This window comes from Pseudocolwellia agarivorans, assembly GCF_002000085.1.
Classification (GTDB): Bacteria; Pseudomonadota; Gammaproteobacteria; order Enterobacterales; family Alteromonadaceae; genus Pseudocolwellia; species Pseudocolwellia agarivorans.
Map to the genome: position 1 here is coordinate 44,363 of NZ_MUZU01000013.1, position 12,288 is coordinate 56,650.

The window sequence follows — 12,288 nt, forward strand, 5'->3', positions numbered from 1 at the left end:
TTTTAAATAAAGGACTATTACTTAAAAAATTGTGACAGTATGTTCTTACAATCTTCACTTTTCATAAGTCGTTTAAATTCATCACCTTCTTCTATTATTGCGTTTTCTAATGAAGAATGTTCTTTTTTGATGAGTCTTTTACTGGTTAAAACCGCATCGGTAGGTAAGGCTGAAATAGTATGTGCAGCTTCTTGAGCTAAAGAAAGTAATGCTTGTGGCTCACATACTTCATTAATTAATCCGTAATTATGAGCTTGCTCGGCGTTAAATGTTTTACCTAAAACCAGTAATTCAAATGCACGTACATGACCAATCTTAGCTGGAAGTAATGAACTTGAACCCGCTTCAGGGCATAAACCTAATTGGGTGAAAGGGAGCTTAAATTTACTATTGTGGGCTGCAAATACCATGTCGCAATGTAGTAATAAGGTTGTACCAATACCTACGGCATGACCTGCTACAGCAGCAATTAAAGGTTTGTTCAATGCGTTTAAAGCCGCTATAAAATCAAGGGCAGCAAAATCCTCGGGGTGTTGTAAAAAGTCTTGTAAATCGTTGCCAGCGCAAAAACAGTTTTCATCTCCTTGTATTACTACGCAATGAATATTCTTTGTTGTGTTTGCATGAGATAACGCAGAAGCAAGTTGGCGATACATGTTGGAGGTTAATGCATTTTTTTTATCGAAACGATTCATTGTAATAGTTAAAATATTACGGTTTTCGCTCGTTATAATTAAGTTATCCATTTTGTTCTAGCTTAGTAAAAATTAGAGTACAATAACCTTAGTATTTTATATGGAAAATGTATACCTGAAATACAGAGGTGTATATTCAATAATCATTATTTAACCAATGTATACTCTATTTTTAGTGGTATACCGTTATGATTCATCACCAGTATCAGGAGCTGTTCATGATAACCAAGTTTTCTAGCAAAACGTTTATAGCGTTGTTTTTAGGTGTTGCTTTCGTTTTATATTTATTAGGTGTGTACTGGAGTTTTGAACCAGATACTTTCGACATTAAAGAAGAAGTAACCAAAGCCGCTAAAGCGGAAAATGTTGCTCCTGTTGTAGGTTATACAACCACAACAGCGTTAATTAAAGTAACAGAAACTTTATTAACAAAGCCTGGTGGTTACTTATCAAACGATGCGCTTCCTCCTTCGGTATTTTTAGATAATATTCCTTCATGGGAATTTGGTGCATTAGAAATGGTGCGCGATATGGCGTTAGTTATGCGCCAAGAATTTAGTCGCTCTCAATCTCAATCTATTGAAAACGAATATTTGAAAGTTGCCCAACCACAATTTAATATAGACAGTAAAAGCTGGGCTATGCCAAGTGCTGAAAGTGAGTACGGTAAAGCATTAGTTGAGTTGTATAAGTATCGTACTGCGTTAACTGAAGTCAATAGTCAATCAGCTCAATTCTATGCAAGAGCAGACAACTTAAGAGATTGGATCAGCGAAGTGACAAAACGCTTAGGGAGTTATTCACAACGCTTAAGTGCAAGTGTTGGTCGTGAGCAATTTAATGTTGACCTAGCTGGCGATAATGTTGCTCAGCAATCGACTTATTCAGATGCTAATGTTGAATTAAGAACCAGTTGGTGGAAAATTGATAATGAATTTTACGAAGCTCGAGGCGCGTGTTGGGCGCTACTTCACTTTCTAAAAGCAGTAGAAATTGACTTTAATGATGTGCTAGAAAAGAAAAATGCTCGTGTTAGTTTACAACAAATAATAAGAGAATTAGAGGCTAGCCAAGAAGCTATTTGGAGCCCTATGGTATTAAACGGTAGCGGCTTTGGTGTGTTAGCTAATCACTCATTAGTTATGGCTAACTACATTTCTCGAGCGAATGCTGCACTCATTGATTTAAACGATTTATTAAGCCAAGGATAATAAGGGATAACATGAAAAAAATACTTTTAGCGACAGCTATTTCTGCTGTGCTATCAACGTCAGCTCAAGCAGATACATTATTAGGTTTATACGTTGGTGGGCAAATTTGGGCAACCGAAGCATCAGGTACTTTTGGTGATAATGATAATAGCCAAGCAGATTTTAATTTAGCTGATCAAGAACAAGGCAGTTTTTATGCTGCTTTTGAACATCCATTACCACTTATACCCAATATTAAAATAGCTCGTACAACCCTTGATACTGATGGTGCTACAACATTATCTAACTTTGAGTTTCAAGATGTAAATTATAATGGCGAAGTAAGTACTACGTTTGATTTAACCTATACAGATTACACGCTATATTATGAAATATTTGATAATGATTTAATCTCTATTGATTTTGGTTTAACTGGCCGCGACTTTGATACAGATATTGTATTAAGCCAAGGTTCAAGTTCATCTAGGTTAGGTGCGTCAGGTATTGTTCCAATGCTTTATGCATACACTAATGTTGGTTTACCATGGACGGGATTTAACGTGTTTGGTGAAGGTAACTTTTTGTCTTTTGATGACAACTCTCTTTACGACTTTCAAGTCGGTATAAGCTATGAGTTGATAGAAAACTTAGCTGTAGATGTAAACTTAACTTTAGGTTACCGAGCGGTTCAACTTGAAATAGAAGATTTAGACGATTTACATTCAGCGCTTGATTTTAAAGGTGTATTTGCTGGTGCAGTGATACATTTCTAATAATAACTACTAATAAATATAAAAAACGGGCTGGATAATATTCAGCCCGTTTTTGTTTTAATAAATGCAAATTAATGACTTTGTTGCTCATCACTTAAAAACAAGGCTAATTTTTTTTCGTCAAAATCGTAAGTGGTTCGGCAGTAATCACAGGTCATCGATACTTTGCCTTGTTCTTCAATAATACTTTTAAGCTCTACTGGTTCTACTTGAGCAATAGCATTTAAGCATTTTTCTTCTGAGCAAGTGCACTTATATGTAACCGCTTGTGGTTCGAATAACCTTACATTTTCTTGATGATATAAACGATACAATAAATCTTCAGCCTTGAGTGTAAAAATTTCTTCAGACTTAATCGTATTGGTTAGCTGGCATAAATGTTCGAAATCAGCTAATTGATTTTCTTTGGTGTCAGCATCAGGTAGTAGTTGAACTAAGCTACCAGCAACTTGTTTATTGGCTTCGTCGATAAATAACCAAATTTTTGTTGGTATTTGTTCAGACACTTCAAAATAATGAGCTAAACACTCCGCTAAAGTATCTTTTTCTAAAGCAACCACACCTTGATAAGGTTCACCATCAGTAGGGCGAATGGTAATTACCATCGTACCTTTACCAATAAGTTCTTTTAGGCCTGATCCTGTAGCGTCGTCGAATGAACGAGCAATTGCACGCATTTCTTGCTCGTGGTTACCATTTACGGCTAAATAGCCAACAGGGCCATCACCTTGCAATTGAACGGCAATTTCACCATCAAATTTCAAAGTAGCGGTTAGTAAACAAGTTGCAGCTACAAGCTCTCCTAATAACTCACTTACACCTTTTGGGTAGTCGTGGAGGGCAACAATGTCTTGATATGTTTTACTTAGTTGCACAAGTTCACCACGAACATGCATGTCATCAAATAAGTAACGATTTAGAACGTCTGCATTTATGGGCATTGCTTATATCCTCTCTTTAAATTCTCTTAATTTACGTCGCTGCTTTTTATCTGGCTTGGTGTCACTGGCAGGGTTTAATAAAATGCCTTGCTGGCGAGCTAAGCTGTTTTTTGCTCTTACTTCTATACTTTCTTCAGTTTCTTTATAGAGAGTTTGAGCAAAAGTCGCATCTCTTCTTGTTTCTGCAATAGCGATAACGAGTACTTCTTTTTCTTCATGGCCTTGTCTTACTCTAATTACATCGTCAATATTTACGGCTTTACTCGATTTTGTTCTTTGATTGTTATAAAAAACTTTACCGCCATCAATCATTTGTTTAGCTATTGCTCGTGTTTTGTAAAATCGGGCGGCCCAAAGCCATTTATCTAATCGAGCGGATAAATTTTCTTGTGATTTATTATTTTTATTCATAATAATATAGACCCCTGTTTTTAATGCGCGCAAGGTATCATAACGTTAATTTTTTCGCTACTTTTTGCTTGCTAAATCATCTTTCGACTTATTTTAGTCATAAATAATCGTTACAATCTGTGTAGATGGCTTGTTGGAAGTCCTTTGCTCACGTATTATCGTGAACATGCTAATTGAAGTTACCCATAACGTAAAAATATAATGCAGTTATCTCGTCAGTTTTCCGCTATTGCAGAAACACTATTAAAGCTACCTCACGCTAAAATAGCTAAGCTTATTAGTTTAGTGTTATTCATTTATATTGCCTATTTATTAGCTAAAATTACGTGGTTGTTTCTCGATGAAACTCCTCAGTACAATCAAAATATTAGTAACGGAAGTGTCATACAAAGCAAGTCGACTACGCAAAATATAAGCTTGTCAGGTATTTATTCACTTAATTTATTTGGTCTTTATAATGAATCAAACGTTGTTGAAGAAATAGACGAAATTGAAGATGCCCCCGAAACTAATTTAAACCTTACTCTTACAGGTGTTGTTGCAAGTAATGAGGATGATAGATCTGCGGCAATTATTCAAAATAATGGTGCTCAAGAAATTTATGCTATTGATGAAACCATAAACGGTACACGAGCCGTTTTAAAGAATGTATATAACGATAGAGTTCACATTAGGCATTCAGGTCGATTAGAAACATTAATGCTGGATGGTTTCGACTATAACGAATCAAAAAATCAAATAAAAGTAGCCCAAAGAAAAGAAAAAGCGAATATTAGTGGTCCTATACTACAAAGCAATACACCTAAGCGTGTAGATCAACGTAATAACAATGAATTAACTAAGCAAGCACAAGCATTAAGAGATGATATTAGTGCAGATCCAGGAAAAATAACCGATTACTTAAAGATTGGTCCTAAGCGAGTTAATGGACAAATTGTGGGGTATCAGTTAATGCCTGGAAAAAATCCTGACTTTTTTAAGTCTTCGGGATTAAAAAGTGGTGATGTTGCTATACAAATGAATGGTTACGACTTAAGTCAACCTTCTGAAGCCGCCCAAGCGCTAAGAGCATTAAAACAAGAACGAGAAGTATCGCTTCTAGTTAATAGAAACGATGACATAACAGAAATTCTGTTCAGTATTGATAATAGTATTGACTAATAGTATTAATGGACGATATATAAATGACAAATGAGGTATTTTTCATGCGCAAGACTTCTACTGCGCCTTGGTATAAAAGAGTTATCACTTTATTCACTACTGCTATTTTACTCAATATTTTATTATTTTGCTCCCATGTACAAGCTGCGAAATATTCTCCAAACTTTAAAAATACTGAAATTATAGAGTTTATTAATATTGTTGGGAAAAATCTCAATAAAACAATGGTGGTTGATCCTAACGTACGAGGAAAAGTTAACTTACGTAGTTACGATTCGTTAACAGAAGAACAATATTACCAAGTATTTTTGAATGTTTTAGAAGTGTATGGTTTTTCAGCGGTAAAAATGGAAAACAACATCATTAAAATTATTCGCAATAAAGATGCTAAAACAGCGTCAATTCCGGTTGTTGGGAATGAGAATCCCGGCATTGGTGACGAAATGGTAACCCGTGTTGTTGAAGTTAAAAATGTAACTGTGCGTGAGTTAGTGCCCTTGTTACGCCAACTATCTGATCAGTCAGGTGGTGGCAACGTAGTTAATTACGACCCTGCCAATGTCATTTTGTTAACAGGTACAGCCGCTACGGTAAATCGTTTAGTACAAGTTATTGAACGTGTTGATAAAGCCGGCGATCAAGATGTACAAATTATTAAACTTCAATATGCTTCAGCGGGTGAAATGGTTCGTATTATTGAAGCAATGAATAAAAGCGAACAAGGTAAGCCGGGTACTCCTACTTTTTTAATTCCTAAAATTGTTGCTGACGATAGAACCAATAGTGTCATTGTTAGCGGTGAGTCCCAAGCACGTAAACGTATTGCAAAACTGATATCTCGTTTAGACAGCGAACTTGAATCGAACGGAAACACCCGTGTTTATTACTTGAAATATGCTAAAGCCGAAGACTTAGTTAAGGTGCTTCAGGGAGTTAGTAAATCAATTGAATCAGAAAATAAAACAACGACTAAAACAGCATCTCGTGGAAGCCAAACTCGCGAAGTAAGCATTGATGCGCATGATGATACTAACACGCTTGTTATTACCGCAGAACCTGACATGCTTCGTTCGCTAGAAGCGGTTATTCGCCAACTAGATATACGCAGAGCACAAGTGCATGTTGAAGCGATTATTGTTGAAGTATATGAATCCGATGGTATTAACTTAGGAATACAATGGTTTTCACCGAAAGCAGGTTTTACACAATTTAATAATGGACCTGCGCCTTTAGGACAAATTGCCGCTGGTGTTGAGGCCGCTAGAGACACTCCTGGTGCAATTATCCCAGCAGTATTGAACGATAATGGTGAGGTAAGAACTCCATCAACAACTCAACCAGATGTTAAGGGTGATTATAGTGTTCTTGGCCAAGTGCTCGGTTCAGCAAGTGGGCTAGTTACAGGTATTTTAAGAGGTGATATTGGTGCCGTTTTACAAGCGGTTAGTTCTGATACCAATTCAAATATATTATCAACACCAAGCATTACTACGTTAGATAACGAAGAGGCTTACTTTCTAGTAGGTCAAGAGATTCCAATTATTACCGGTTCTGCAACAGGTAGTAATAATGCGAATCCGTTCCAAACCGTTGATCGTCAAGAAGTGGGTATAAAACTTAAAGTAACGCCACAAGTAAATGAAGGTAATGCAGTACAACTTACTATAGAGCAAGAAGTGTCATCAGTAAGTGGTGCAACAGGTGTCGATATTGCGATTAATAAACGTGAAATTAAAACCACCATAATGGCAGATAGTGGCAGCACGATAGTGTTAGGTGGTTTAATTGATGAAGACGTTCAAGAAAGCGAACAAAAAGTACCACTACTAGGTGATATTCCTATTTTGGGAAGTTTATTCAAATCAACCACTAATACTAAGCGTAAGCGCAACCTAATGGTATTTTTAAAGGCGTCGATTATTCGTGATGGCGAAACTATGAATAATATTAGTAAAGACAAATATAACTTTATTCGTGCTGATGAAATACGTAAACAAGAAGAAGGTTTAGAGCTAATGGATGACTCTAAATTACCTTTATTACCAAAATGGAACGATAAGCTTGTATTACCTCCTTCTTTTGATGAATACATGAATAACAAAGAAGAAGTTGGGCCTCTCGACATCATCAATACATCTAATATTGAACAAGAACAACCGTAATGAGTGAACTTGATACACAAGCTGCATTAATTGCAGATGAGGTTGACGTTGAACATATTCTTGAACAGCACCAACTTCCGTTTGGCTTTGCTAAACGTCATAGCGTACTTATTTCTCAAAAAGAAAAAGGCTATGTTTTACATTGTTTAGAAGATGTTGATACCGACATTTTATTAGAAGTGCGTCGAGTACTTAAAGCACCTTTTAGTATTCAAGTGGAAAGCCCTGAACAGTTTGAACTAGCATTAACGGTTGCATACCAAAGAGATTCATCTGAAGCCAAACAGATGATGGAAGATATAGGTAATGAAGTTAACTTATATTCACTTGCTGATGAAATGACTGAAAGTGAAGATCTACTTGAAAATGAAGATGATGCGCCAATCATTAAGCTGATCAACGCTATGCTAAGTGAAGCGATCAAAGAAAGCGCCTCTGATATTCATATCGAAACGTTTGAAACCGCCTTATTAATACGCTTTCGAGTGGATGGCGTTTTACGTGAAGTATTGAAACCTAATAAAAAACTCGCTTCCTTGTTGGTTTCTCGTATTAAGGTTATGGCGAAACTTGATATCGCTGAAAAACGTATTCCGCAAGATGGCCGTATTTCCTTAAGAATTGGCGGGCGTGCGGTTGATGTACGTGTATCTACTATGCCTACCGGACATGGCGAACGTGTTGTTTTACGTTTGTTGGATAAGAATGCAGCTCGCTTAAACTTAAAAGACTTAGGCATGGCAGAAGATACACGTGATAGTTTCTCAAAAATAATTGAAAAACCACACGGTATTATCTTAGTGACAGGCCCTACAGGGTCAGGTAAAAGTACCACGCTTTATGCGGGTTTATCACAAATTGATAGTAAAGAACGCAATATATTAACGGTTGAAGATCCTATTGAGTTTGCTATCGAAGGCATAGGTCAAACACAAGTAAATACCAAAGTAGACATGACTTTTGCTCGTGGTTTACGTGCTATTTTAAGACAAGATCCTGACGTAGTTATGGTAGGTGAGATTCGTGATTTAGAAACCGCTCAAATATCAGTACAAGCAAGTTTAACTGGTCACCTTGTTTTATCTACGTTGCATACAAATACCGCTGCTGGTGCTGTAACTCGTATGGAAGATATGGGCGTTGAGCCTTTCCTTTTATCATCGAGTTTACTTGGTGTACTTGCTCAACGTTTAGTTCGAACTTTATGCCCACATTGTCGTGAAAGTCACTTACCTGACCACGAAGAACAAAAATTACTTGATCTACCCGATAACAATACACAACCTATTTATAGAGCTAAAGGGTGCGCAGAATGTAACTTCAAAGGCTATAAAGGTCGAACAGGTATACATGAATTGCTCTACGTAGACGATACCGTAAGAGAACTTATTCATAATGGCCAAGGAGAGCAGGCTATTGAGAAATTTATCCGTAAAAGTACTCGAAGCATAAGACGTGATGGCTTTAATAAGGTGATGCTAGGCATAACAACACTCGAAGAAGTTTTACGTGTTACAAGAGAAGGGTAAGGTAAATATAGTATATGGCAGCATTTGATTACCAAGCCGTAGATAGTCGAGGCAAGGCTAAAAAAGGTGTTATAGAAGGTGATACCGCTAGGCACGTAAGAAGTTTATTACGTGAGCAAGGCCTAATGCCTACAGAAGTAACACCTAGCCTGCAAAGAAATAAAAAATCGTCAAACAAAGGACGATTTGGCACAAGTAAAAAAATATCAGCAGCAGAGCTCGCTTTAATTACAAGGCAACTAGCAACATTAGTTGAATCAGGCCTTCCACTAGAAGAATCTTTAATTGCCGTTGCTGAACAGTGCGATAAAAACAGCTTAAAAAGTATGATTATGGCAGTAAGAACCAAGGTAACCGAAGGTTACGGTTTAGCCGAAAGTATGTCGGAATACCCCCATATTTTTAATCATTTATATCGAGCTATGGTAGCTGCTGGTGAAAAATCAGGCCACTTAGATAAGGTGCTCAATCGTTTAGCTGACTACACAGAACAACGCCAACAATTGCGTTCACAAATGATCCAAGCTTTAGTTTATCCCGTTATTATGACGGTAGTGGCTGTGGGGGTTATTGCTATTTTATTAACCGCCGTAGTACCTAAAATTGTTGGGCAGTTTGAACATATGGGTGCAAACTTGCCCGGAACAACACAATTCTTAATTGCCAGCAGTGACTTTTTACAAAGTTATGGTTTATTTATTGTCATATTAATTATGGCTATTATTGTTGGTTTTTCACGGCTTATGCAAAAACCTAAGTTTCGTTTTAGTGCGCATGAACGTTTAATTAAAATTCCAGGAATTGGTAAAGTTTCTAAAGGTGTAAATACCGCTCGTTTCGCACGTACATTAAGTATTTTAACTGCGAGTGCTGTGCCGCTATTAGAAAGTATGACCATTTCAGGCGAAGTACTCGACAACTTATATATTAAGCAAAAAGTTAAAGAAGCCGCAGACAAAGTAAGGGAAGGTACAAGTCTTCGTGTTTCATTAGAACAAACGAAATTATTTCCTCCTATGATGATTCATATGATCGCCAGTGGTGAAAAAAGTGGTCAGCTTGAACATATGTTAGGTAGAGCTGCAGACAATCAAGATAGAGAATTCGAAGCACTCGTAAGTATATCACTCAAGGCATTCGAACCTGCATTAATGGTAACTATGGCAGGAGTGGTATTATTCATTGTTATGGCTATATTACAGCCAATATTGCAATTAAACACTTTAATTGCGAGTTAATTGAACCAAGTAACCGTTATTTAATCGAATTATTACAGACTTAAATCAGGAAAAAAAATGAAAATGTTTCAAAACTCATTAAAAGTTAAAGCCAGTAAACAAGAGCAAGGTTTCACACTGCTAGAAGTTATGGTTGTTATCGTAATATTAGGTGTATTGGCTAGTATGGTTGTACCTAATTTAATGGGCAGTCAAGACCGAGCAAATATGCAAAAAGCAGTATCAGATATCAACGCATTAGAAACCTCGTTAAGTATGTATAAAATGGATAACTATGACTATCCTTCCACAGAGCAAGGGCTAGATGCTTTAACAAGCGAAACAGATATTGAGCCATTACCTCGTCGTTTTCCCGAAGAAGGTTATGTTAAGCGTCTTCCTAAAGATCCGTGGGGCAATGACTATCAATTATTATACCCAGGTGAAAATGCAAAGTATGACGTTTTCTCAATGGGACCAGACGGAGAAGCGGGTACAGAAGATGACATTGGTAACTGGAACTTAGCCGATTACCAATAAATTGGTAAAAATACCTTTGGCCATGAACTACAAAAAACAATTACCAGCTAAACCTTCATTAAAAGGCTTTACCCTAATTGAAGTGATGGTGGTTATTGTTTTAATAGGTTTAATGGCCTCTGTTGTACAATTTAACTTTAATGGTAATGAACCCGAAAAACTATTAGAAAAAGAAAGTCAGCGCTTTGCTGCAATATTTAATATGGCAGCAGAATATTCAATGTTAAATAATGTTGAGCTTGGTCTTGTTGTGGATAGTGAAAAAAACACCTATCAATTTCTAGGCTTTGATGGAGAAAAATGGGTGCCGGCATCAGGCAATAAGTTGCTAGAACCGTACGCATTACCTGAAGAAATGGAAGCTATTTTAGCGCTAGACGATCTGCCTCTAGATGAACCTCCTCTCATTAATTCTTTGCGTGAAAATGAAGAAAGCGATTTAACATTCTCAGGTTCTGAACTTGACGAAGAAAAGAAATTACTCCCCCAAGTGTATATATTATCAGGAGGCGATTTAACACCTTTTACGCTTCGCTTTAAATTTATTGATACATACGACGCTTACATCGCAACAAGCTATTTGGTTAGTGGATTATATACAACGCCTTTAACCATTGAAGGGCCTATTTCTGATGAGTAACGCTCAAAGCTTTCAGCAAAATATAAAGCGTAAATGTTCAGGGTTCACTCTCATTGAAGTTATGCTAGCTATGGCTATTTTTGCCACAGCAGGTGTTGCGCTAATTTCGAGTACTGATACTCATTTTAGAAGTCTAAGCCATTTAGAAACTAAAATGATGGCAAATTGGGTGGCTTCTAATCAACTCGTTGAAGCAAGTTTAAACAAAAGCTGGCCACCAAGAAACAACAAAAAAGGCAAAGTCGAGCTTGCAGGGCGAGAATGGTTTTGGATACAAAAGGTGGCTAAAACTGCCGATCAAAATATGAGTGCTATATCCATTGAAGTGAGACTAGATCAAGCTCAAAGATCATCACTAACCAGCTTAACAACTTATGTTGTTAAGGAACAAAAATAGTGAATAATTTAACTAAACAACAGGGCTTTACTTTACTTGAAGTACTCATCGCAATTTCTATTTTTGCGATTATTAGTTTAGCCAGTTTTAGCTTGTTTGATACCGTGATCACCAGTGAAGAAAAGTCTACCAAAAGATTAAATAGCATGAATGATATTCAACGTGCTTTTATGCTTATTGAACGTGATTTTTTACAAATAGCTCGGCGCAGTGTACGTATGGATGGGGACGAACCTTTGAAAGATTTTATTCATACCGACAGCAATGCCTTTGAATCTACATCACAAGCCATTGGTTTTGTTCGAAATGGTTGGTCAAATCCGGGATTATTATTACCGCGCGGTGATATGCAATCAGTAGCTTATCAAATTAATGAAGAAACATTAGAACGTGTTCATTTTAACTTTGTTGACGCAACCTTAGGCGAAGAGCCTAAAGTAAGAAAGTTATTAACGGGTATTAATGATATTAGCTTTGAATTTTATGACGGTAAACAATGGAACCAAACGTATGAAGGCAGTGACTTACCTTTGGCAATTGCCGTAGAGCTTGATACTAAAGAGTTTGGATTGGTCAAACGTAAATTCTTAGTTGCTGGCCTTGTACCTAAAGAAAAAGTTAATTGAGGATGA

At 36.8% G+C, this 12,288-nt stretch carries 13 protein-coding genes; 10 read left to right on the forward strand and 3 right to left on the reverse strand.

Annotated elements, in window-relative coordinates; translation table 11 throughout:
• Positions 1-17: 17 nt before the first annotated feature.
• Entirely contained in the window at positions 18-746 is a 729-nt protein-coding gene (locus B0X80_RS17150; protein ID WP_077342528.1) for an enoyl-CoA hydratase-related protein, read from the reverse strand.
• A gap of 167 nt (positions 747-913) precedes the next feature.
• Between B0X80_RS17150 and B0X80_RS17155 the strand changes: the two genes are divergently transcribed.
• Entirely contained in the window at positions 914-1,906 is a 993-nt protein-coding gene (locus B0X80_RS17155; RefSeq protein ID WP_077342530.1) for a DUF2333 family protein, read from the forward strand.
• Between the two features lie 11 nt (positions 1,907-1,917).
• On the forward strand, positions 1,918-2,658 hold the full coding sequence (locus B0X80_RS17160; RefSeq protein WP_077342532.1) for a TIGR04219 family outer membrane beta-barrel protein: 741 nt from the start codon (positions 1,918-1,920) through the stop codon (positions 2,656-2,658).
• Positions 2,659-2,729: 71 nt separating this feature from the next.
• Here the strand turns inward: B0X80_RS17160 and hslO are convergent, their stop codons facing one another.
• On the reverse strand, positions 2,730-3,599 hold the full coding sequence (gene hslO, locus B0X80_RS17165; RefSeq protein ID WP_077342534.1) for an Hsp33 family molecular chaperone HslO: 870 nt from the start codon (positions 3,597-3,599) through the stop codon (positions 2,730-2,732).
• A gap of 3 nt (positions 3,600-3,602) precedes the next feature.
• The gene (gene hslR, locus B0X80_RS17170) at positions 3,603-4,010 is read right to left on the reverse strand and encodes a ribosome-associated heat shock protein Hsp15 (RefSeq protein WP_077342536.1); all 408 of its coding nucleotides are present in this window, start codon (positions 4,008-4,010) and stop codon (positions 3,603-3,605) included.
• Positions 4,011-4,211: 201 nt separating this feature from the next.
• Between hslR and gspC the strand changes: the two genes are divergently transcribed.
• The 8 genes from gspC (at position 4,212) to gspJ (ending at position 12,282) form a co-directional block, all read left to right on the forward strand.
• Positions 4,212-5,171 carry a type II secretion system protein GspC gene (gspC, locus tag B0X80_RS17175; protein ID WP_077342538.1) on the forward strand — a complete coding sequence of 320 codons (960 nt, stop codon included), beginning with the start codon at positions 4,212-4,214 and terminating at the stop codon, positions 5,169-5,171.
• A 44-nt stretch (positions 5,172-5,215) separates the two neighbouring features.
• A complete protein-coding gene (gene gspD, locus B0X80_RS17180; protein WP_077342540.1) occupies positions 5,216-7,333 on the forward strand; it encodes a type II secretion system secretin GspD in 2,118 nt (705 codons plus the stop codon).
• On the forward strand, positions 7,333-8,862 hold the full coding sequence (gene gspE / locus B0X80_RS17185) for a type II secretion system ATPase GspE (RefSeq protein ID WP_077342542.1): 1,530 nt from the start codon (positions 7,333-7,335) through the stop codon (positions 8,860-8,862). Before gspD ends, gspE begins: the two co-directional genes overlap by 1 nt.
• Before the next feature lie 14 nt (positions 8,863-8,876).
• Positions 8,877-10,100 carry a type II secretion system inner membrane protein GspF gene (gspF, locus tag B0X80_RS17190; protein ID WP_077342544.1) on the forward strand — a complete coding sequence of 408 codons (1,224 nt, stop codon included), beginning with the start codon at positions 8,877-8,879 and terminating at the stop codon, positions 10,098-10,100.
• Positions 10,101-10,163: 63 nt separating this feature from the next.
• Positions 10,164-10,619 (forward strand): type II secretion system major pseudopilin GspG, encoded by a 456-nt coding sequence (gene gspG / locus B0X80_RS17195; protein WP_076417361.1) that lies wholly within the window; start codon positions 10,164-10,166, stop codon positions 10,617-10,619.
• A 22-nt stretch (positions 10,620-10,641) separates the two neighbouring features.
• The gene (gene gspH / locus B0X80_RS17200) at positions 10,642-11,259 is read left to right on the forward strand and encodes a type II secretion system minor pseudopilin GspH (protein ID WP_077342546.1); all 618 of its coding nucleotides are present in this window, start codon (positions 10,642-10,644) and stop codon (positions 11,257-11,259) included.
• Positions 11,252-11,656, forward strand: coding sequence for a type II secretion system minor pseudopilin GspI (gspI, locus tag B0X80_RS17205; protein ID WP_077342548.1), 405 nt, complete (start codon positions 11,252-11,254; stop codon positions 11,654-11,656). Before gspH ends, gspI begins: the two co-directional genes overlap by 8 nt.
• A complete protein-coding gene (gspJ, locus tag B0X80_RS17210) occupies positions 11,656-12,282 on the forward strand; it encodes a type II secretion system minor pseudopilin GspJ (RefSeq protein ID WP_245825485.1) in 627 nt (208 codons plus the stop codon). The genes gspI and gspJ overlap by 1 nt, the downstream gene beginning before the upstream one ends.
• Positions 12,283-12,288: the final 6 nt, after the last annotated feature.